This is a genomic window from Rhizomonospora bruguierae, from assembly GCF_018397995.1.
GTDB classification, from domain to species: domain Bacteria; phylum Actinomycetota; class Actinomycetes; order Mycobacteriales; family Micromonosporaceae; genus Rhizomonospora; species Rhizomonospora bruguierae.
This window is the reverse complement of record NZ_BBQH01000026.1, coordinates 43,506-64,363: the sequence shown is the minus strand read 5'-3', so window position 1 is coordinate 64,363 and position 20,858 is coordinate 43,506. Positions and strand designations below refer to the sequence as shown.

17 protein-coding genes and 1 pseudogene are annotated in these 20,858 nt (G+C 73.1%); 11 read left to right on the top strand and 7 right to left on the bottom strand.

Features of this window, described 5'->3' with window-relative positions; genetic code table 11:
• The first annotated feature begins 161 nt into the window (after positions 1 to 161).
• Positions 162 to 1,619, top strand: a complete 1,458-nt coding sequence (locus tag KJS59_RS15070; RefSeq protein ID WP_213453496.1) for an MFS transporter — start codon at positions 162 to 164, stop codon at positions 1,617 to 1,619.
• Between the two features lie 66 nt (positions 1,620 to 1,685).
• On the opposite strand, the gene KJS59_RS15065 is transcribed toward KJS59_RS15070, so the two are convergent.
• Genes KJS59_RS15065 through KJS59_RS15055 form a run of 3 tightly spaced genes read right to left on the bottom strand, consistent with a single transcriptional unit; the run spans position 1,686 to position 4,287 of the window.
• On the bottom strand, positions 1,686 to 2,306 hold the full coding sequence (locus tag KJS59_RS15065) for a class I SAM-dependent methyltransferase (RefSeq protein WP_376771179.1): 621 nt from the start codon (positions 2,304 to 2,306) through the stop codon (positions 1,686 to 1,688).
• A 53-nt stretch (positions 2,307 to 2,359) separates the two neighbouring features.
• On the bottom strand, positions 2,360 to 3,058 hold the full coding sequence (locus KJS59_RS15060) for a response regulator transcription factor (protein WP_249714213.1): 699 nt from the start codon (positions 3,056 to 3,058) through the stop codon (positions 2,360 to 2,362).
• Positions 3,055 to 4,287 carry a sensor histidine kinase gene (locus KJS59_RS15055; protein ID WP_213453494.1) on the bottom strand — a complete coding sequence of 411 codons (1,233 nt, stop codon included), beginning with the start codon at positions 4,285 to 4,287 and terminating at the stop codon, positions 3,055 to 3,057. The genes KJS59_RS15060 and KJS59_RS15055 overlap by 4 nt, the downstream gene beginning before the upstream one ends.
• A 163-nt stretch (positions 4,288 to 4,450) precedes the next feature.
• On the opposite strand from KJS59_RS15055, the gene KJS59_RS15050 reads away from it, so the two are divergent.
• Entirely contained in the window at positions 4,451 to 6,655 is a 2,205-nt protein-coding gene (locus tag KJS59_RS15050) for an MMPL family transporter (protein WP_213453493.1), read from the top strand.
• A gap of 69 nt (positions 6,656 to 6,724) precedes the next feature.
• Here KJS59_RS15050 and lepB read toward each other — a convergent pair whose 3' ends face one another.
• Positions 6,725 to 7,249: a signal peptidase I gene (gene lepB, locus KJS59_RS15045; RefSeq protein ID WP_213453492.1), complete on the bottom strand. Its 525-nt coding sequence runs from the start codon at positions 7,247 to 7,249 to the stop codon at positions 6,725 to 6,727.
• Between the two features lie 150 nt (positions 7,250 to 7,399).
• Here lepB and KJS59_RS15040 point away from each other — a divergent pair, with 150 nt between their 5' ends.
• Positions 7,400 to 8,428, top strand: coding sequence for a methyltransferase (locus KJS59_RS15040; protein ID WP_213453491.1), 1,029 nt, complete (start codon positions 7,400 to 7,402; stop codon positions 8,426 to 8,428).
• A gap of 13 nt (positions 8,429 to 8,441) precedes the next feature.
• On the opposite strand, the gene KJS59_RS15035 is transcribed toward KJS59_RS15040, so the two are convergent.
• Entirely contained in the window at positions 8,442 to 10,550 is a 2,109-nt protein-coding gene (locus KJS59_RS15035; RefSeq protein ID WP_249714212.1) for a prolyl oligopeptidase family serine peptidase, read from the bottom strand.
• 372 nt (positions 10,551 to 10,922) lie between these two features.
• Between KJS59_RS15035 and KJS59_RS15030 the strand changes: the two genes are divergently transcribed.
• The 4 genes and pseudogenes from KJS59_RS15030 (at position 10,923) to KJS59_RS15015 (ending at position 14,012) form a co-directional block, all read left to right on the top strand.
• Entirely contained in the window at positions 10,923 to 11,549 is a 627-nt protein-coding gene (locus KJS59_RS15030) for a response regulator transcription factor (RefSeq protein WP_213453490.1), read from the top strand.
• Positions 11,550 to 11,680: 131 nt separating this feature from the next.
• Complete coding sequence (locus KJS59_RS31810) at positions 11,681 to 12,469, top strand: CatB-related O-acetyltransferase (protein ID WP_283775784.1); 789 nt, start codon at positions 11,681 to 11,683, stop codon at positions 12,467 to 12,469.
• Positions 12,466 to 13,158 (top strand): annotated as a pseudogene (locus KJS59_RS15020) (ABC transporter ATP-binding protein); the annotation flags it as partial. The gene KJS59_RS31810 and the pseudogene KJS59_RS15020, both read left to right, overlap by 4 nt.
• 65 nt (positions 13,159 to 13,223) lie before the next feature.
• Positions 13,224 to 14,012 (top strand): ABC transporter permease, encoded by a 789-nt coding sequence (locus tag KJS59_RS15015; RefSeq protein WP_213453488.1) that lies wholly within the window; start codon positions 13,224 to 13,226, stop codon positions 14,010 to 14,012.
• 145 nt (positions 14,013 to 14,157) lie between these two features.
• Here KJS59_RS15015 and KJS59_RS15010 read toward each other — a convergent pair whose 3' ends face one another.
• Positions 14,158 to 15,159, bottom strand: a complete 1,002-nt coding sequence (locus KJS59_RS15010) for a LacI family DNA-binding transcriptional regulator (RefSeq protein ID WP_249714210.1) — start codon at positions 15,157 to 15,159, stop codon at positions 14,158 to 14,160.
• 163 nt (positions 15,160 to 15,322) lie between these two features.
• Here KJS59_RS15010 and KJS59_RS15005 point away from each other — a divergent pair, with 163 nt between their 5' ends.
• The 4 genes from KJS59_RS15005 to KJS59_RS14990 are packed head-to-tail and all read left to right on the top strand — an operon-like array spanning position 15,323 to position 19,649.
• Entirely contained in the window at positions 15,323 to 16,681 is a 1,359-nt protein-coding gene (locus KJS59_RS15005; protein ID WP_213453487.1) for an ABC transporter substrate-binding protein, read from the top strand.
• Positions 16,682 to 16,689: 8 nt separating this feature from the next.
• Positions 16,690 to 17,667 (top strand): carbohydrate ABC transporter permease, encoded by a 978-nt coding sequence (locus KJS59_RS15000; RefSeq protein ID WP_213453486.1) that lies wholly within the window; start codon positions 16,690 to 16,692, stop codon positions 17,665 to 17,667.
• Complete coding sequence (locus KJS59_RS14995; protein ID WP_213453485.1) at positions 17,664 to 18,572, top strand: carbohydrate ABC transporter permease; 909 nt, start codon at positions 17,664 to 17,666, stop codon at positions 18,570 to 18,572. Before KJS59_RS15000 ends, KJS59_RS14995 begins: the two co-directional genes overlap by 4 nt.
• Before the next feature lie 6 nt (positions 18,573 to 18,578).
• Complete coding sequence (locus KJS59_RS14990) at positions 18,579 to 19,649, top strand: acetylxylan esterase (RefSeq protein WP_213453484.1); 1,071 nt, start codon at positions 18,579 to 18,581, stop codon at positions 19,647 to 19,649.
• Here KJS59_RS14990 and KJS59_RS14985 read toward each other — a convergent pair.
• On the bottom strand, positions 19,607 to 20,839 hold the full coding sequence (locus tag KJS59_RS14985) for a cytochrome P450 (protein ID WP_213453483.1): 1,233 nt from the start codon (positions 20,837 to 20,839) through the stop codon (positions 19,607 to 19,609). The genes KJS59_RS14990 and KJS59_RS14985 overlap by 43 nt on opposite strands.
• Positions 20,840 to 20,858: the final 19 nt, after the last annotated feature.

Genomic DNA, 20,858 nt, shown 5'->3' with positions numbered 1-20,858 from the left:
TCATGGCGACCAACGCACGGGAAGTCTGCGGTTGTGTGACGATCACCGGCCCCGGCCGCCGTTACGAGTCGACACGGTCGGGTAGCCAGATCGGACATGTCACGACTTCGCCCCGACGGCGCCCGCGCGGCCGCCGGTCCGGCGCCCCGCGCGTCACCCCCGTGGACCGGCGGCCACCGGTGACCGTCCTGCGCGCGCCGGTGGCCCGGCTGGAGTCGGCGCTGGGCGGCCCGGCCCGGACCCGCGTGGTGGTGCTGCTGGCCGCGGTGCTCGCCACCAGTTCGGCGGACATGGGCATGATCGGCGCCCTGGCCCGGGAACTGGAGGCGGCGTTCCAGATCAGCCAGGCCAAGTTCGGGCTGCTGGCGACCGCGTCGTCCGGGATCGGCGCGCTCGTCACCGTCCCGATGGGCGCGCTGGCCGACCACGTGCCGCGAACCCGGCTGCTCATCTACACGATCGTGCTGTGGAGCATCGCGCTGCTGTTCAGCGGCGCCGCGGGCAGCTACGCGTGGCTGCTGGCCTCCCGGCTCGCGCTGGGCGGCGCCATCGCCGCCAGCGGCCCGCTGCTCGCCTCGCTGCTCGGCGACTACATCCCGGTCGACGAGCGGGCCAAGGTGTACGGGTGGATCCTCAGCGGCGAACTCGTCGGCGCCGGCCTGGGGCTGCTGGCCGGCGGGGCCATCGCCACGGTGCTCCCCTGGCGGTACGGGTTCTGGTTGCTGGCGGTCCTCGGGCTCGGACTGGCCGCCGCGGTGCTGCGCTGGCTGCCGGAGCCGGCGCGCGGCGGGGCCAGCCGGGTGGTCGCCGGCGCCCAGACCGTCCCCGACTCGACGCCGGTGTCGCTGCGCGGGAACCCGTTTCGCCGGGAGGAGGGTCGCGGCTCCGGCGACCTGCGGCGGGAGTCGCGGGCGCTGTGGGAGGCGTTCGTGTTCATCCTGCGCATCCGCACGGTCCGCATCCTCGTCGTCTCCTCCTCGATCGGCTACTTCTTCTTCGCCGGCCTGCGCACCTTCACGATCGTGTTCGTCCAGGGGTGGTTCCGCGTCAACACCCGCGAGATCACCCTGCTCGTCCTGGCGGTCGGCGCGGCGGCCCTGGCCGGGACGATGCTCGGCGGCCGGATGGCCGACCAGTTCCTCGCGCGCGGCCACCCGAACGCCCGGATCATCGTGCCGGCGTTGACCTACACGGCGGCGGCGCTGCTGTTCGCCCCGGGCCTGCTGACCCGGTCGGTGCTGGTGGCGTTGCCGTTCTTCCTGCTCGGCACGACGATGCTCGCCGCGGCCAACCCGCCGCTGGACGCCGCCCGGCTCGACATCGTGACCCCGTGGCTGTGGGGGCGGGCCGAGAGCGCCCGCACGGTGCTGCGCCTGGTCGCCGAGGCGATCGCCCCGCTCAGTTTCGGCCTGCTGGCGGACTGGCTGGGCGGGTCGCGCAAGGCCGGCAACGCCGCCGGCCTGCGCGACGCCTTCCTGCTCATGCTCGTGCCGCTGCTGGCCAACGGGCTGATCACCCTGTGGGCGCGGCGCAGCTACGTGCCCGACATGCAGGCCGCCGAGGCGGAGGCGGCCGAGGCGGAAGCCGCCCGGCGGCGCGGCGACGTGGCGCCGACCTGAACCCACGCCGGCAGCGAGGGGGCCATGTCACTCGACGGGTGGCCGCAGTGGGGTGGCCCGTGCGGGTCAGCGCGGCGGCTGCGGAGTGAGCAGGGCGACCAGAAAGTCCGAGCCGGGCGTGAACGGCCGCAGGTCCCAGCTGCGCAGCAGCAGGTCGGGGGTCAGCCCGGCCGCCGCGGCGTCGGCGAGGAACGCGTCGAACTCGTAGCCGCGGCCGGCGCCGAACCCGACGGCGACCCGACCCTCGGGCCGCACGTGCGCGCCGAACCGGCGCAGGATCTCCCGCCGGGTGGCCGGCGCCACGAAGGTCATCACGTTGCCGGCGCAGACCACGGCGTCGAAGCCGGCCGGGATGCCCGCCGCCGGCAGGTCCAACCCGGCGAGGTCACCGACCAGCCAGCGCGGCCCCGGGTGCTCCTCGCGGGCGGCGGCGATCAGTTCCGGGTCCAGGTCCACGCCCACGACGTCGTGACCGGCCGCGGCCAGGAAACCGCCCACCCGCCCGGTGCCGCAGCCGGCGTCGAGGATCCGGGAGCCGCGGGACACCACCGCGTCGACCAGGCGCGCCTCGCCCGCCAGGTCCTCGCCACGTGCCGCCAGGTCGCGGAACCGCTGGATGTACCACCGCGAGTGGCCCGGGTTCTCGGCGATCCTGCGCAGCCAGCCGTTCGCCTCGTCGATGGTCACGTTCCCCTCCGCCCGGCTTGCCGCCATCCCACGTCCCCCGCGATGATCCGCGGTCATACCTCGTCCGGGCTGACCAGTCCGGTCTGGTATGCGATCACGACCAGTTGCGCCCGGTCCCGCGCCCCCAATTTGACCATGGCGCGGCTGACGTGGGTACGCGCGGTGGCCGGGCTGAGGAACAACTCGGCACCGATCTCGTCGTTGCTCAGGCCCCGGCCCACCAGGGCCAGCACCTCGCGCTCGCGCCCGGTCAGCACCGCGAGCCGGTCCTGGGCGACCTGGCTGGCCGCCCGCCGCGCGGTGAACTGGCCGATGAGGCGCCGGGTAATCCGCGGCGCGAGCAGCGCGTCCCCGCCGGCGACCACCCGGATGGCGTGCAGCAGTTCGGCCGGTCCGGCGTCCTTGAGCAGGAAGCCGCTGGCGCCGGCCTGCAGCGCCTCGAAGACGTACTCGTCGGTGTCGTAGGTGGTGAGGATGAGGACGCGGACCTGCTCCAGCCCGCGGGTCCCGGCGATCCGGGCGGTCGCCTGGATCCCGTCCAGCCGCGGCATGCGGATGTCCATGAGGATGACATCGGGGCGGGTGGCGCGGGCCCGCTCGACGGCCTCGGCGCCGTTGGTGGCCTCCCCCACCACCGTGATGTCGTCCTCCAGGTCGAGCAGGACCTTGAACCCGGATCGCACGAGACCCTCGTCGTCGACGACCAGCACCCTGATCGGGGCGCCGGTCGAGGGCGCGGCCGGCGCGGTCACCGGACCGATCCGATCGGCGCGAGCGGCAGCCGGGCCGTGACCTCGAACCCGCCCTCCGGGGTCGCCGCGGCGTCGAGTTCCCCACCCAGCAGCCGGCAGCGCTCACGCATGCCCAGGATCCCGCGACCGGGTTTGGCCGGCTTCTCCGCGCCGTGGCCGGACGGTCGAACCGCGAAGCCGTCACCGGCTCGGATCCGGCGGCCCTCATCGGTCACCCGGATCTCCAGAACGTCGATTCCGGGATTCAGCGCCACCGTCACCCGGGTCGGGCCGACGTGCCGGATCACGTTGGTGATCGATTCCTGCACGATCCGGTAGGCGGCGCTGCCCACCGCGCTCGGCAGCGGCGCCGCCGCCGACACCTCCTCGATCTTGATGTCGAGTCCGGCGTCGCGCGCCTTGGCGGCGAGTTCGTCGATCTGCCCGAGCCCGGGGTACGGGACCCGCCCGTCGGTGTCGTCGCGCAGCACCCCGAGGATGGCCCGCATCTCCCGCAGCGCCCGGGAACTGGTCTGCTCGATGGTGGCCAGCGCCTCGCGGGCCACCTCCGGCCGCTTGTCGAGCACGTGCGCGGTGACACCGGCCTGCACGTTGATGATCGCTATGGCGTGCGCGACGGTGTCGTGGACCTCCCGCGCGATCCGCAGCCGCTCGGCGTCGACCCGCGCCCGCGCCTCCTCCTCGCGGGTCCGTTCGGCCAGGTCGGCGCGCCGCTGGGCCTCGGCCGCGATGACCCGCCGGGACCGGACGGACTCGCCGAGGGCGGCGCTCATGACCGACGCGCCGATCCGGAAGAACACCCAGCCGATGGCGGCGCGCGGTTCGATGTCGGTCGCGGCGACCAGCCACCCGACGGTGAGCACGGCGGTGCCCACGCCGGCCACCACCAGCGACCGGCGACCGTCCCCGTAGGAGGTCAGGGTGTACAGGGCGACGAAGAGCCCGAGCCAGCCGGGCCCGTCCGGCAGGTCGAGACCGTAGTACACCAGGCTGGCGAGCGCGGTGGTGACGAACATCGCGACCGGCCAGCGGCGGCGGACGGTCAGGACCAGGCCGCTCAGCGCCAGCAGGACGTACCCGAGGTTGCCGAAGTCGCTGAGCGGATGCTTCGCCCCGTCGACGGCGACGCGGGCGACCGTGCCCTGCACCTGCATCACGGCGATGAAGAGCGCGAGCACCACGTCCAACGCCACCGCGCGCAGGGCTGGCGGCACGGCGGGGCGTTTCATGCGGCGATCATATAGTTGTGACGCAGGGACAACGCTCGGCTCAACCGCGCGACCCGGTACTGCGACGGGCGTAGCGGGGCACCGACCGACTACGCCCGATTGCGTAGCCGTCGACATCCGCTGTCCGAGGCCGGGACACCCGCACCGGCGCGACGATCACGGCATGAACGATCACCCTGACTCACGTTCAGGAGCGCGCGCGACTCCCCGGGCCGACGGCGCCCTGGCGAGGCTGGCCCGGTTCTGTTACCGGCGCCGCCGCCCGGTCCTGCTGGCCTGGATCGTCGGCGTCATCGCCCTGGCGTTCGTCGGCTTCGGCTACCCCGCCACGCCCGACAACGACTACGCCGGTGGGGACTCCGATTCCGCCCAGGCCCAGAGCCTGATCGCGAAGCACTTCCCCGAGCAGCAGGGGGACACGCTGACTCTCGCGATCAAGGCGGACCAGGGGATCGACGACCCGACCGCCCGGCAACGGATCGAAAAGGTCATCGCCGATCTGGACGCCTCGCCCGTCACCGGTCCGGTGATCTCGCCGTACCAGGACGAGAACCTGGTGACGAAGGACCGCCACATCGCCCGCACGACCATCCCGCTGACCGACAAGGACGTGCCCAAGACCGAGGTCAAGCCGCTGGTGGACCTGGTCAAGGACGCCTCCGGTGACGGCCTGACGCTGGGGCTGGGCGGAGAGAAGGCGGAGAAGGCGGAGACACCCCCGCAGGGCCCGATCGAGGGGGTGGGCCTGCTGGCGGCGGCGGTGATCCTGTTCATCGCCTTCGGGTCGCTGGTGGCGATGGGCCTGCCGATCGTGACCGGGCTGATGGCGGTCCTCGGCGGCGTCGCCCTGATGAAGCTCGCCGGGCACCTGGTTCCGTCGCCCGATTTCACGGTGCTCGTCGCCGTGTTGATCGGGCTCGGCATCGGCATCGACTACGCACTGTTCATCCTGACCCGCTATAAGGACAACCTGCGCGCCGGCGACGAGCCGGAGAGCGCCACGGTCAGGGCGATCACCACCGCGGGTCACGCGGTGCTGTTCGCCGGCACCACCGTCATGATCGCGCTGCTGGGCCTGGTCACCATGGGGCAGAAGATGATGACCGGCGTGGCCATCGGCGCGTCGGTGACCGTGCTGGTGACGATGCTCGCCGCGGTGACCCTGCTGCCGGCGTTCCTGGGCTTCGCCGGCTACAAGATCAATGCGCTGCGGCTGCCCCGGCGCACCTCCCGCCGGCACCGGGCCGGCGACGGCCCGGCCCGGGAGCGCCGCACCCCCGCCGAACGCTGGGCCGGCGTGATCCAGCGCAAGCCCCTGGTCGCCGCGATCCTGGCCGGCGCGGCGCTGCTGATTCTGGCCGCACCCGTGTTGTCGATGCGGCTGAGCCTGCCCGACGCCAGCGTCCAGCCGCACGACCGGAGCAGCTACACCTCGTACAAGATCATCTCCGAGGGCTTCGGACCCGGGTACAGCGCGCCGCTGATCTTCGCCACCGAGGTCGGCTCCGCGGGCACCGACCTGAGTCCCCTCGTCGCAGCGGTCCGCAGGACCGACGGCATCGCCTACGCCACGCCGCCGCGGGTCAGCACGGACGGGCAGGCCGTCATCTTCATGGCCTTCCCCACCACCGGATTCCAGGACGAGGCGACCGCGGACCTGGTGCACAAGCTCCGCGACGACGTGCTGCCCGGGGCGGCCGGCGGCGAAAAGATCTACGTCGGCGGCCCGAACGCCGGCGCGATCGACTTCGCCGAGGACACCGGCTCCCGGCTGCCCCTGATGATCACGGTGGTCATCGCGCTGTCCCTGGTGCTGCTGGTCGTGCTGGTCCGGTCGGTCACGATCGCGCTGCAGGCCGCCGTGCTGAACCTGCTGTCGATCGGCGCCGCCTACGGCGTGCTGGTAGCCATCGTGCAGTGGGGATGGCTCGGCTCGGCGCTCGGCTTCCCGACCGACATGCCGGTCACGACCTGGGTGCCGATGATGATGTTCCCGCTGCTGTTCGGCCTGTCGATGGACTACGAGGTCTTCCTGATCTCGCGGATCCGTGAGGAGTACGAGCGCACCGACGACACCCGGACGGCGGTCACCCGCGGCCTGGCGGGGACGGCCAAGGTCATCACGGCCGCGGCCGCCATCATGATCGCCATCTTCGCGACCGCCGTGCTCGGGCCGGACGTCGCGGTCAAGCAGATCGGCCTGGGCATGGCCGTCGCCGTGCTCGTCGACGCCACCATCATCCGGATGGTCCTCGTCCCCGCGGTGATGGAGCTGTGCGGCAAGGCCAACTGGTGGATGCCCGGACGCCGGACGCCGAAGGCGGCCCCGGCCGCACCGGCCAGGGCCGGCGCAGAGGCCAGGGTCTGACCCTGGTGGAGTCGCCGGAGTTCGGGGAGCGGGGGGTTTCCCGAACTCCGGCGCGAAGCGCGGGACCGGTCAGGTGGTCATGACGGCGAACACCGACGCCGCCGGTATCGGCCCGGAGCAACGGGAGTCGTTCGAATTCGCGCGGTTGTCGCCCATGACGAAGACGGTGCCCTTGGCCACCGCCACCGGGCCGAAGCGGCGCGGCCCGCAGTGCTCCGGGTTCGGCGGCTCGTCCAGCGGCGAGTCATCGGCCACATAGGGCTCGTCCAGCGGCTTGCCGTTGACCGTCACCCGCCCGGCCTCGTCACAGCAGGCAACGGTCTCGCCGCCGATCGCGATGACCCGCTTGAGGTACGTGACCTCCCGCTCACCCTCCTGCGCGCCGGCCTGGCGGAACAGGACGATGTCGCCGCGCGTCGGCCGGTACTCACCCTTGACCGCGCGGGCGGTGATGTCCTGCCCGGCCTTGACCGTGGGTTCCATGCTGATGCCACCCTGGGTGAACCGCTCGGTCCCGCCCAGCGAGTCGACCGGGCCGCATCCACCGGCCCCGACCAGCACGGCGACGACGAGCAGCGGCGCAAGCCTCCTCACCCGGGCGATCCTGCCAGAACGACGCGACACCGCGCTGCCCCCACCGCCTCGGTGGTCAGCCGGGCGACGTTGCTGTGTTGCACTACCAGGGCGACGACCGCAGGCTTGCCGACCGGGCGAATCGGGCCACCGCCGAACGGGGAGGCGTTCATGACCGAGCAGGAGGCGACCGGCTGGGGTGGGTGGCTGTGGGCGGCCGCCGACCTGGTGACGCCGATGGCGATCCGGGTGGCGGCAACCCTGCGGTTGGCCGACCGCATCGCCGCCGGCACGCAGACGACCGAGGCGCTGGCCGCGGCCGTGGAAGCCGACCCCGACGCCCTGGAGCGCCTGTTGCGCCACCTGGTCACCGCCGGTGTGCTGGCCCGCGCGGAGAGCGGCGCCTACCGGCTGACGACCCGGGGCGAGCAACTGCGTGACGATCACCCCGGTGGGGTGCGCGCCTGGATCGATCTGGACGGCGCCATCGGGCGCGCCGACCTGTGCCTCGTCCACCTGCTGCACAGCGTCCGGGCCGGCGAGCCGGCGTTCCCGCGCCAGTTCGGCCGCCCGTTCTGGGACGACCTGTCGGCCGACGCCGGGCGCGCCGCGTCCTTCGACGCCCTGATGGGAGCCCGGCTCGTGGCGGACGCGCCCGCGGTCGCCACCGCCTACCCCTGGGGCACCCTGCGGCACATCATCGACGCGGGCGGCGGCAACGCCAGCCTGCTGATCGCCATCCTTCGCGCCCATGCCGACCTGCGCGGCACGGTGCTCGACCTGGCCGGCCCGGTGGCCCGCGCGGAACAGGCCATCGCCGCCGCCGGTCTGGCCCACCGGGCCGACGCCCGGGTCGGCAGCTTCTTCGATGCCCTTCCCGCTGGCGCGGGCGGCTACCTGCTCTCGGGCGTCCTGCACGACTGGCCGGACCAGGACGCCGCGCGCATCCTGCGGCGCTGCGCCGAGGCGGCCGCGCCGGCGGGGAGGGTGTTCGTCGTCGACCACGTCAGCGATGTCATCGGCGGTGCGGAGGGCGGCGCACCGGACACCGAAGGCGACCTGCGCATGCTCTGCTACGTCCGTGGCCGGGAACGCACCCTCGACGAGCTGGGTGAACTTGCCGGCTCGGCCGGCCTGCACGTCACCTCGGTCACGCCGGCCGGCTCGCGCTCGATCATCGAGTTGATCCCGTCGCGCTGAGCCGTGCCGGGCGCTACGGCTTCTCGGCGGTCTGCGCCTGCTCTCTCGCCTCGGCGGCGGAAACCTGACGCGGTATGGCACGGCTCACCGGCGCGGTCAACTTCCGCCAGAGAAACTCCAGCGCCAGCGCCCGGAGGAAGGCGCGCTGCTCGTTGTTGGCGGCGCCGCCGTGGCCGCCTTCGACGTTCTCGTAGTAGGACACGTCGTGGCCGTACTCGCGCAGCCGGGCCGCCATCTTGCGGGCGTGCCCCGGGTGCACCCGGTCGTCCCGCGTCGAGGTGACCAGCAGGACCGGCGGGTACCCCGGCTCGCGGCGGATGTTGTGGTAGGGCGAGTACTCCCGCAGGTAGGCCCAGTCCCGCTCCCGGTCCGGGTCGCCGTACTCGGCCATCCACGAGGCGCCGGCCAGCAGCCGGTGGTAGCGCCGCATGTCCAGCACCGGGACCTGCGCGACGACCGCGCCGAACAGCGCCGGGTAGCGGGTCAGCATGACCCCCATCAGCAGCCCGCCGTTGCTGCCGCCCTCGATACCCAGCCGCCCCGGCGTGGTGATCTCCCGGGCGGCCAGGTCGGCGGCCACCGCGGCGAAGTCCTCGTACGCCCTCGGCCGGTTCTCCCGCATCGCGGCGCGGTGCCACTGCGGGCCGTATTCCCCACCGCCCCGGATGTTCGCCACGACGTACGTGCCGCCCCGGGCCAGCCATCCCCGGCCGATCGGCCCGTTGTAGTAGGGGGTCTGGGAGATCTCGAACCCGCCGTACCCGGTGAGCAGGGTCGGCCCACCCGGTGTGCCCGGCTCCCCCACCACGAAGTACGGCACCCGCGTACCGTCGGCCGAGGTGGCGAAGAACTGGCGGACCGCCAGGCCCGCGGCGTCGAAGAACGCCGGTTCCCGCTTGAGGGTCTCGACGGCGCCGCCGACCTGCCCCAGGCGGAGCGTCGCCGGCCGGAGGAACCCGTCCGAGGCGATCAGGTAGTCGTCGCCGAGATCCGGGTCGGTGTCCATGACCCGGCTGTAGTCGTCCTCCGGCACTCCCGGCAGCGGCTCCCGCCGCCACTGCCCCTCGGCCGGTGTCAGCACCTCGAGCCGGCTGCGCACGTCGGCGAGGGTGGCCAGGATCAGATGGTTCCGGGTCCACGCGTAGCTGTCGAGCGCCGTGCGGGCGTCGGGCCGAAAGAGGATCGCCAGCTCCCGCGCGCCGGCGAGGAACGCGTCGAAGCGGGCCGCCAGCAGGGCGCCCGCGGGGTAGGTGACGCCCTCGACCACCCACGGCGAGCGGGGCCGGATCACCAGCCATTCCCGGTGGACGCTCCAGTGGGCGTCGTCCGGGACGGCGACCCTGATCCGCTCGCCGGCCGCCGTCAGCAGGTGGCTCTCGTGCCGGTAGAAGTCCAGGTAGCGGAGCACGAAGTCACGCTCGAACCCCGGCGTGGGGTCGTGAACGGCGCCGACCGTCATGTCGTGGGCGCGTCCCTCGTGGACGACCTCGGCCGCGGCCAGCGGCGTGCCTCGCCGCCACCGCTTGACGACCCGCGCGTACCCGGAGGTGGTCAGCGACCCGGGCCCGAAGTCGGTGGCGACGTAGATGTGGTCCTCGTCGATCCAGCAGACGTCGGTCTTGGCCTCGGGAAGGGTGAAGCCGTCCGCCACGAAGACCCGGCGGTTCAGGTCGAACTCGCGGACCACCACCGCGTCCGCTCCGCCCCGGGACAGGCTGACCAGGCAGCGCCGGTAACCGGGGCGCAACACGGTGACCCCGCTCCAGACCCAGTTCTCGCCCTCCTCGGCGGCCAGCGCGTCGACGTCGAGCAGCACCTCCCACTCGGGCTCGGCCCGGCGGTACTGCTCCAGGGTCGTCCGGCGCCAGAGCCCACGGGGGTGCGCCGCGTCCTTCCAGAAGTTGTAGGAGAAGCGATCGCCGATCCAGTCCGGGTACGGTAGGCGGTCCTCGGCGTCGAGCACCTGCCGGATCCCCCGCCGCAGAGCGCCGAACCGCCCGCTCCCGGTCACCGCGGTGGTGGTCTCCGCGTTGCGGTCCCGCACCCACCCGGTGGCCTCAGCACCGTCAAGGTCTTCCAACCAGAGGTACGGGTCATCGTCCTCATCGTTCAGCGTCGCCACCCTGGCAACTCTCCCCGACGGGGCAGCCAGGTCCGGGCCCGGCGCCCCCGTCGATACTGCGACTCACGTCACACTCGCCACACATTGCAATTCGCCGGCAGTCATGCTTAAGCGGCGTCCGCATGGGACCTCGCCGGCCACCCCGATCGTTACCCCGGCCGGCGCCGAAACGAAAGCCCTCTCCCGGGAGGGGTCGATGAGATCGGGCGCGCGAGATCATCTAACCAGCCGGAAACATCAAGCGGGGGTTACGTAACGGCGAGCCAATTTACACGCAATTTACGGCCGGCTTGAGACGCGTTTCCGGCCTGGCCGCCGGAGCCCGCGGGGCCGGCTACAATTGGCCGGCCGTCCGGGGGGAATCGCATGTCGATGATCAGAATTGCGCTGGTGGCGGAGCCGTCCATGCTGCACGACGGCGTGCGGGCGGTGCTGGCCGGCGTGGACGATTTCGAGCTCGTCGGGGCGACCGCCGGCGGGCCGGGCGCGGTGGCCGAGGTGGCCCGCCTGGCGCCCGACGTGGTCCTGGTCGAGGCCGGCGCCGGCGGCCCGGCGACCGCCGCCGACCTGCGACGCGGTGGCGCGGGGCCGGTCGTCCTGCTGGCCGGCGCGGTCGACGAGGTCCCGATCGATCCGGCCGCCCGCGCCGGCGTGGACGGCTACGTGCTCACCGCCGAGGCGGGCACCAGCCTGATCGCCGCGGTCCGCGCGGTGGCCCGCGGGCAGGCGTGGCTGTCGCCGCCGTTCGCCCGGCGGCTGCTCGACCTCTACCGGGCGGCCCCCGCGGCACCCCGCCCGGCCGGCGGCCGCCGGCTGAGCGAGCGGGAGCGCAGCGTGCTGCGGCTCGTCGCCCACGGCCGCACCAACGCCGAGATCGCCCACGAGCTGGTGCTCGGCGAGTCCACCGTGAAGACGCACGTCTCCCGCCTGCTCACCAAGCTGGAGCTGCGCGACCGGGTACAGCTGGCCGTCTTCGCCTATCGTCAGGGATTAACCTGACCGACATTCCCGGGTTACACATTCCGCCGACCGGCCGAATGGCGAATTCCGTCCCGCGGCCGACGACGCGCGGGAGCCCGCGCCCCTATCGTTGCGACCGGACGGTGAATCCGATCGCGAGGGGTGCGGAAATGACGAGTAGTACTGCCACGCTCACCGGTGGGCTGGTGTCCACCGCGGCGCCGCCAGCGGGTGATATCATGCCGAGAACCATCAATGCGTGGCCGCGAACGTATTCGCTGGGAAACCTGCTCACCGTGCTGCGGGCCCGGCGCAACGGCGCGACGGTCAGCCTCAACCAGGTGAAGCTGAAGGACACGGTCGTCGAGCACAACGCACTGATCATGGAGTACTCGCTGCTGTGGTGCAGCAGCATCCGCCCGTACTCGATCGTGGGGCGGTTCGCCTCGCTGTTCAACACCGACGTCGGCCCGTACGCCGGCATCGCCGAGAAGGTGACCGTGGGCGCCAGCCCGCACTGGCCGCAGCTGCCGACCACGCACGTGTTCCCGGTCAACCACGAGTTCGGCTTCTGCGACGACCCCTGGCCGGCGGTGGGGCGCACCTCGATCGGCGCGGACGCCTGGATCGGCGCGGGCGCCACGATCCGGGCGGGGGTGCGGATCGGCGTCGGCGCGGTGATCGGCGCGGGGGCGGTGGTGACCCGCGACGTCGCCGACTACGAGGTGGTGGTCGGCGTGCCGGCCCGCCACCTGCGCCCACGGTTCCCCGCCGCGATGGTCGAGAGCCTGCTCGAGCTGCGCTGGTGGGAATGGCCGCCCGCGGTGATCCGGGAGCACCTCGCACTGTTCCGGGAGCCGCTCACGCCGCAGCGGCTGGAGCTGCTGCACGAGCTGGCCCCGCCCCGCCGGGAGTCGCGGCTGACGCCATCGGCCGGCCCGCACCCGGGGCCGGCATGACCGCCGCGATCCGCGCCGAGGGACTGGTCAAGCGGTACGCGGGCGTCCAGGCGCTGCGCGGCGTGGACCTGGAGGTACCGGCCGGCGCCGTGCTCGCGCTGCTCGGCCCGAACGGCGCCGGCAAGAGCACCACCGTCGGGATCCTGACGACGCTGGTCGCGCCGGACGGCGGCCGGGCCGAGGTGGCCGGCTTCGACGTGCGGCGGCAGCCGCGCCGGGTGCGGGCGGCGATCGGCGTGGCGGGCCAGCACGCGGCGGTCGACGGCCGGCTCACCGGCCACGAGAACCTGATCCTGTTCGGACGGTTGCACCGGATGTCCCGGCGGGCCGCGGGCGCCCGGGCGGCCGAACTGCTCGACCGCTTCGACCTCACCGGCGTGGCGGACCGGCTGGCCCGCACGTACTCCGGGGGGATGCGCCGCCGCCTCGACCTGGCGGCCAGCCTGGTCGCGCACGCGCCGGTGCTCTTCCTCGACGAGCCCACCACCGGCCTCGACCCGCTGCGCCGGGACCAGCTCTGGGCGGTGGTGGACGACTTCGTCGCCGCCGGCACGAGCGTGCTGCTGACCACCCAGTACCTCGAGGAGGCCGACCGCCTCGCCGACCGGGTGGTGGTCGTCGACCACGGCCGGGTGGTCGCGGAGGGCACGGTCGACCAGCTCAAGCACCGCACCGGCCGGCCGACGCTGGACGCCGCGTTCCTGGCGCTCACCGCGCCGGGCGCGGCGGTACCGGCCATGGCGGGGAGGGCGGCGTGACCACAACGGACGCCCTGGGTGCGGTCCGGTGGAGCCTCACCGACACGCTCGTCCTCGCCGGGCGCAGCCTGCGGCACTGGCGCCGCCAGCCCGAACTGCTCCTGCTGTCCACCGCGCAGCCGGTCGTGCTGGTGCTGCTGTTCACGCAGGTGTTCGGCGGGGCGGTGGCGACGCCCGGCATGCGGTACGTGGACTGGCTGGTGCCCGGCGTGCTCGTGCAGGTCGTCGCCTGGGACAGCGCGAAGACCGCGGTCGGGGTGGCCGAGGACCTGGCCAGCAGCACGATCGAACGATTCCGGACGCTACCGATGTCGGCGCCGGCCGTGCTCGCCGGGCGCACGCTCGCCGACGCCGGGCGCAACCTCTTCGTCGTGCTCGCGATGCTGGCCGCCGGCGTGCTCGCGGGGCTGCGCCTGCCGGGCGGCCCGCTGGCGGCGGCCGGCGCCGTCGCGCTCGCCGTCGCCTTCGGGTACGCGTTGACGTGGGTCTTCGCGTACCTCGGCCTGCGGGCCAGGGGCGGCGAGGCGGCGCTGGCCGCGGGCATCCTGGTGGTCTTCCCGCTGATGTTTGCCTCCAGCGCCCTGGTGCCGGTGGAGACGATGCCGGGCTGGCTGCGCCCGGTCGCCGCGCACCAGCCGCTGACCGCCGTGATCGACGCGGTCCGGGCCCTGATGCAGGGCCGGCCCGCCGCCGGCGCGACCGCCATCGCGCTGGCCTGGACGGCCGGCATCCTGGTGGTGGCCGTGCCCGCGGCGGTGCGCCGCTTCTACCGCGTGGCCGCCTGAGCCGGGCCCGGGCCGCGGACCGCTGCGGCCCGGGCCGGCCCACACACCGCTCCGGGCGGCGCCGCACCCGGCTGGGCCCGGCCGCGCCGCACACGGGGCGGGGTCGGTCGGCGCCGCACCCGGCTGGGCCCGGCGGCGCCGGGCGTCACGTCGTCGCGCGGACCACCAATTCGAGGTCGAGCACCGTGGTGCGGCGGCCGGTGGGGTGGCCCTGCATCTGATCGAGCAGCGCGCGCGCCGCCAGCCGCCCCGACTCCTCGAACGGCTGCCGGACGGTCGTCAGGTCCAGGACCCGGGCCAGGTCCGAGTCGTCGAAGCCGACCACCGCCAGCCCTTCCGGTACCGCGAGGCCACGGTCGCGGGCCGCCGCCAGCACCCCGCCCGCCAGGGTGTCGTCGTGCGCGAAGATCGCGGTCGGTGGCTCGGGCAGGTCCAGCACCTCGTGGCTTGCCGCCCGGGCCCGGTCCACGTCGTGCGGGACGAGCCGCACCGCCTCGTCGGCCAGCGCGATCCCGTGCTCGGCGAGCACCCGGCGGAAGCCGGTGAGCCGGCTCTCGGACGGCGACACGTAGGCGTGCGACCGCTGCGCCTCCCCCACGTACGCGAACCGGCGGTGACCGCGGGCGATCAGGTGCCGCGCGGCGAGTTCGCCGCCGGTCTCGTCGTCGGTCACCACGGCCTCGAAGCGCGGCCGGGGCGAGTCGATCACCACGGTCGGTAGCCGCTGGGCGCGCAGCCGCTCGATCACCGACTCCTCCAGCGGCAGCCCCATGATGATCAGCCCGTCGAGGCGGCGGGTGATGGGCAGGCTGGACAGCAGCGGTGAGGTGGCCGAGGCCGCGGACTGCTGGTCGAAGACCACCACTTCCAGGGCCTCCGCGTCCACCGCCGCGAACACCCCCGCCAGGCGGCGGCTGAATGACGGGTACGAGCTGAAGGGCGCGATCACGCCGATCCGGCCGACGCCCCGGCGGGCCCGGGTGACCGCGTCCGCCTTGGGCACGAAGCCCAGTTCGTCGGCGGCGGACAGGACCCGTTCGCGGGTTGCCTGGCGCACCCGGGCCGGCGAGTTGAGCACCAGCGAGACCGTCGAGATGCTCACACCCGCCCGCGCGGCCACGTCGTAGATGGTGATCTTGCCGGTCACCCGCGCCTCCTCCCCGACCCCTGCGCCCGGCGGGCGAGCCAGAACGCCCGGCAAGGGTAGCCGAGTTGTCGAAGTGCTTCGAGCGAAGCTGTTGACAACTTTGTAACACGGGCGTTCCATACACGTCATCACCGCCACACCTCACCGACTGAGGGAGCAACCGATGAGAACGCGCACCCTCGCCGCGCTCGGCACCGCCCTGTTAGCCGTCCTGGCGACCGGCTGCGGCGGCTCCGGATCGCGGACCCAGGCACCCCCCACCCAGGCGGCGGACCGGATCCAGGCCGCCCGCGCCGCCGCCACCCGCGCCGCCGACGGCACCCGCCCCGGCGGCACGCTCAACCTGCTCGGCGTCCTGAGCGGCCCCCAACTCGACGCGTACCTCGGCACGTTCGCCCCGTTCGAGGAGGCGACCGGCATAAAGATCAAGTACGAGAGCACCGGCGACGTCTACGCCGTCCTACAGACCCGCATCGCCGGCGGCAACCCACCCGATGTCGTCTCCAACTCCAGCGCCGGCCAGGTGGCCCAGCTCGCGCAGCGGGGCAAGCTGGTGGCGCTCGACCCGTTCCTGGACATGGACGCGGTCCGCACCGACTATCCCGACGGGCTACTGAAACTCTCTACAGTAGACGGAAAGCTCCACGGCATCTTCTACAACACCGCCGTGCAGGGCCTCGTCTGGTACGACCCGAAGACGTACCGGGGCCCCCGGCCGCCCGCCACCTGGGACGACCTCTCCGGCTGGGCCGAGCAGGCGTCGGCCGGCGGCACGCCGTGGTGCATCGGCCTGGAATCCGGGCCCAACAGCGGCTGGCCGGGCGCCGTGTGGATCGAGGAGTTCGTGCTCCAGCAGGCCGGCCCGGAGGTCTTCACGAAGTGGTGGCAGGGCGACCTGCCCTGGACCGCACCGGAGATCAAGCGGGCGTTCCAGCGCTTCGGCGCCATCGCCACCGACGCCAAGCAGGTCAGCGGGGGCGCCACCGCCGTGCTGACCACCGACTTCACCACCAGCCCGCAGGGGCTGTTCGCCAAGCCGCCCGCCTGCCACCTGCACGTCCAGGCCGACTTCCTCGGCAACGCGCTGGCCCAGAGCGTCCCCGGAGTCGTGCCCGGCACCGACATCGACTTCTTCCCGTTCCCACCGGTCGACCCGGCGCGCGCCGGCTCCGTCGAGATCTCCGGCGAGACGCTCGCGCTGCTCAAGGACAGCCCGCAGGGCCGGGCGTTCATGCGGTACGCGGCGACACCCGAGTTCAGCGCCCTCGTGGCCGGCACCGGGCAGTGGATCGGCGCCAACCGCCGCACCCCGCCGGAGGCGTACACGTCCACGCTGTCCCGCCGGGCCGCTCAGGTCTACGCGGACGCGCGCACCGTCCAGTACGCCGCCCAGAACGCCATGCCGCCGGCCATGACCCAGGCCTTCCACAAGGCGGTCCTGGCGTACGTGGCCAATCCGTCCACCTTGGACGCGCAACTCGCGGGGCTGGAGCGGGCCCGCACGAGCGCGTACCGGAGCTGAAGGCCGGCATGGTCCCGACGACCCGCGTCCTCGCCGCGCTCACCTTCACGGTGGCCGTGCCGGCGCTCGTGCTGGGCTGGCTGTGGGTGGTCGGCCGGCTGGAGGCGGTGCTGCCGCACCGCTTCCACCGCCGGCTCGTGCCCTGGCTGTGGCTGGCCCCGGCGCTCGTACCGGTCGGCGTCTACCTCGCCTGGCCGCTGGCCAACACCGTCTGGCTCTCCCTGCGCGACGCCGGCTCGCGCGGCTGGGCCGGGCTGGACAACTACCGGTACCTGGCGACCAGCGCCGAGGTGCACACCGCGCTGCGCAACAACCTGCTCTGGCTCGTCCTGCTCACCGGCGGCTGCCTGGGCGCCGGGCTCCTGGTCGCCGTGCTGACCGACCGGGTGCGGTACGAGGCGGTGGCCAAGGCGGCCGTCGTCCTGCCGACCGCGATCCCGTTCGTCGCCGGCGCGGTGATCTGGCGCTTCATGTACCAGTACCGGCCGCCCGGCCTGCCCCAGACCGGCACGCTCAACGCGGTGCTGACCGCCACCGGCGCCGCCCCCGTCGCGTGGCTGGTGGACACCCGCACCAACAACGGCGCCCTCATCGGCGTCGGCGTGTGGATGACCGCCGGCTTCGCGACCGTCATCCTCTCCGCCGCGCTCAAGGCGGTACCGGCGGAACTGCACGAGGCGGCGCGGATCGACGGCGCCGGACCGTGGCAGGTCTTCCGCCACGTCACGCTGCCGCACCTGCGCCCGACCATCCTGGTCACCGCGACCCTCGTCGCGGTCAGCGCGTTCAAGGCATTCGACATCGTGTACGTGATGACGAACGGCAACTACCGCACCGACGTCATCGCCAACCTCATGTACCGGCAGCTCTTCGTCGACCAGCACGACGGCCGGGCGAGCGCGATCGCGGTGCTTCTCACGGTGCTCGCCGTGCCGATCCTCATCGTCAACGCCCGGGCCACCCGGGCCGGGGGGCCGAACCGATGACCCAGACCCTGCCCCGGCCCGAGGCACCGGCCGCGACCCGCCCGGCCCCGGTCAGGAGCCGGCGCGACGGGCGCACCCGGGCGGCCCGCCGCCTCCCCACCCACCTCGTGCTCCTGCTGTTCTGTGGATTGTGGACGGTGCCAGTGCTGGGGCTGCTGGTCAGCTCCTTCCGCCCGGCGTACGACATCTCCACCACCGGCTGGTGGCGGGCCGGCGAGGGCATCCTCACCCTGGACAACTACCGGGACGTGCTGGCCACCAGCGGCTTCGGCACCGCGCTCGGCAACAGCCTGCTGATCACCGTCCCGGCGGTCGCCGCGATGGTGGCGGTCGGCGCGGTGGCGGCGTTCGCGCTGGCCCGGATGTCGTTCGCCGGCCGCCGCGCGGTGACCGTCGCGATGATCGCGCTGCTCGCGCTGCCGCTGCAGATGACCCTCGTCCCCGTGCTGCGCCTCTACAACGCCACCGGCCTGACCGGCACATTCGCCGGGATCTGGCTGGTGCACCTGGGCTTCGGGCTGCCGTTCACGGTCTACCTGCTGCGCACGTTCTTCGCCGGGCTGCCGGAGGAGATGTTCGAGGCCGCGGCGCTCGACGGCGCGTCGACGCTGACCGCGTTCCTGCGCCTGACCCTGCCGCTGTCCGGGCCGGCCCTCGCGTCGGTGGCCATCTTCCAGTTCATCTGGGTCTGGAACGACCTGCTCATCGCGCTCATCTTCCTCGGCGGCGACCCCGGGGTGGCGCCGCTGACCGTCGCGGTGAGCAACCTGGTCAGCGCCACCACCGGCCAGGGCTGGCAGCTGCTGACCGCGGCCGCGTTCGTCGCGATGGCGGTGCCCATGGTGATCTTCTTCGCGCTCCAGCGCACCTTCGTCCGCGGCCTGCTGGCCGGATCGGGAAAGTGAGGGCCCATGACGGCCGTGCCCTACGCCGACGATCCGCCGGCGCCGACCGCGTACGACCTGGACCCCGCGGCGCTCGCCGGCTACCGCCCGCCGCTCGCCGAGCCGCCGGACTTCGACCTGTTCTGGAAGCAGACGCTCGCCCTGGGCCGGACCAGGGATCCGGTACCGGCCCGGTTCGAGAAGGTCGACGCCGGACTATCCACAGTGGTCACCTACGACGTGGTCGTGCCCGGGTACGGCGGGGAGCCGGTGCGGGCCTGGCTCACGCTACCCGCCGGCCACCCCGAGCCACTGCCCTGCTTCGTGCAGTTCGTCGGGTACGGCGGCGGGCGCGGCCTACCCATCGAGCACCTGCTCTGGGCCAGCGCCGGGTACGCCCACCTGGTCGTCGACGCCCGCGGCCAGGGTGGCGACACGCCCGACCCCGGCTGCGGCGACTCCGCACCCCCGGTGGTACGCGGCCTGCACGACCCGGCCGCGTACTACTACCGGCGGGTGTTCGTGGACGCGACCTGCGCGGTAGAGGCGGCCCGTTCACTACCCATGGTGGACCCCGATCGAGTGGCCGTGGGCGGGGTGAGCCAGGGCGGCGGCATCGCGCTCGCCGCCGCCGCGCTCGCCGGCCCGGTCGCCGCGGTGCTGTGCGACCTGCCGTTCCTGTGCCACTGGAGCCGGGCGGTACGGATCAGCGACCGCGGCCCGTACACCGAGGTCGCCCGCTGGTGCGCCGACCACCGCCAGCCGGTCGCGGAGGTGTTCGCGACGCTCGGGTACTTCGACGGCATGTCCTTCGCGGCCCGCTGCCAGTCCCCGGCGCTGTTCTCCGTCGCGCTGATGGACCGGGTCTGCCCGCCCTCGACGGTGTACGCCGCGTACAACCATTACGCCGGGCCGAAGGACATCGTGGTGTGGGAGTTCAACGACCACGACGGCGGCGGCATCCACCAGGTACGGCACCAACTCGCGTACCTGCGGCCGCTGCTGGCGGGCGCGGGGGCGGACGCACCGCGATGCCGTGCCGATGCGCCGGCGCCTCACCAGCGCACGGGCAGGGACTCCAGCCCGCGGAAGAAATAGCTTGCGATATAGGCCGGTGTGTAGCCCTCCGCGAGGTACAGGCCGGGTAGCCGGTCGAACAGCGTCTGCAACGCGACCCTGATTTCGGCGCGGGCCAACGGTGCGCCGGGGCAGGCATGCAGGCCCCTGCCGAAGGCGAGGTGGTCGTGAGCGTTGGGTCTGCTCGGGTCGACCGCGTCCGCGTCGGGAAACACCGTCTCGTCGCGGTTTGCCGAGCCGAACAACAGCAGTACAAGGGAGCCCTGGGCCAGGACGGTGCCACCGAGCTCGACCGCTCGGGTCGTGACTCGGAAGAGCCCCCGGTGCGGGGCGTCACGGCGCAGGGCTTCCTCGGTCACCTTCGGGATCATCCGCACCGGTTCAGCGATGATTCCAGCTCGGACGGTCGGGTTCTGCAGCGCGACGAGTACGGTCGCGGTGATCGCGTCGCGGGTCGTGTCGAACCCGGCGACCCGGGCGGCGCCCCGGACGATGTTGTGCACGTAGTCGTCGGACACACCGGGGAATCCGTTCGCGCCGTGCACGAGCACCGAGATCATGTCGTCGCGCGGATGTGCCTTGCGATCGTCGATCAAGTTCTGAAGATAGCGGGTGTAGTCACCCATCCGGCGGGCGGAGGCAATCCGGTCGTCGAGCGGGGCGAGCGGGTTCCAGAGTGTAGTGACGTCATCGGTCCACACCTGGATCTGCTCGGTGTCCTCGGGCGGGAAACCGATGACCGCGCTGATTATCGTCTGCACGTACGGGATCGCGTACTCGCTGACGAGATCCGCGGCGCCGTCGGTGAAGCCGTCGATGAGGTCCGCCGCGCGCTGGTTCATCAGGGGCAGCAGCGCGCGGACGCGGGCGCCACGGACCGCCGCGTCGAACAGGGCACGCATCTGTCGGTGCCCCGGTTCGTCCTCGTTGACGACCGCGGTGGTCTCCGGCACGTTGCCGGCCTTCAGCTCGGCCACCACCTCCGGTGGGTTGTCGTATATCAACGGCACCGCCGCGGCCGAGGAGAAGGTGTCCGGTTCGTCGAGGACGGTCCGGATGTCGGCGTAGCGGCTGACCATGTAAGCGCCGATCGATGGGCTGAACGCAATCGGCCGTTCACGTGCCGCGCGATAGAACAGGTGTGGGTCCTGCCGGTGCGGGGCGACCATGGGATTGAAGTCGAACGCCGTGTCACTGTCGCCAAGCACCATCATGCCTCCGTCACGTCGT

Excerpts from the sequence above, each read along its gene's own strand:
- KJS59_RS15055 (WP_213453494.1), bottom strand. The coding sequence starts at position 4,287 with ATGAAACGCCCCGCCGTGCCGCCAGCCCTGCGCGCGGTGGCGTTGGAC.
- KJS59_RS14995 (WP_213453485.1), top strand. The coding sequence starts at position 17,664 with ATGACCCAGACCCTGCCCCGGCCCGAGGCACCGGCCGCGACCCGCCCG.
- KJS59_RS15005 (WP_213453487.1), top strand. The coding sequence starts at position 15,323 with ATGAGAACGCGCACCCTCGCCGCGCTCGGCACCGCCCTGTTAGCCGTC.
- KJS59_RS14985 (WP_213453483.1), bottom strand. The coding sequence starts at position 20,839 with ATGGTGCTTGGCGACAGTGACACGGCGTTCGACTTCAATCCCATGGTC.
- KJS59_RS15030 (WP_213453490.1), top strand. The coding sequence starts at position 10,923 with ATGATCAGAATTGCGCTGGTGGCGGAGCCGTCCATGCTGCACGACGGC.
- KJS59_RS15040 (WP_213453491.1), top strand. The coding sequence starts at position 7,400 with ATGACCGAGCAGGAGGCGACCGGCTGGGGTGGGTGGCTGTGGGCGGCC.
- KJS59_RS15000 (WP_213453486.1), top strand. The coding sequence starts at position 16,690 with ATGGTCCCGACGACCCGCGTCCTCGCCGCGCTCACCTTCACGGTGGCC.
- KJS59_RS14990 (WP_213453484.1), top strand. The coding sequence starts at position 18,579 with ATGACGGCCGTGCCCTACGCCGACGATCCGCCGGCGCCGACCGCGTAC.
- KJS59_RS31810 (WP_283775784.1), top strand. The coding sequence starts at position 11,681 with ATGACGAGTAGTACTGCCACGCTCACCGGTGGGCTGGTGTCCACCGCG.
- KJS59_RS15050 (WP_213453493.1), top strand. The coding sequence starts at position 4,451 with ATGAACGATCACCCTGACTCACGTTCAGGAGCGCGCGCGACTCCCCGG.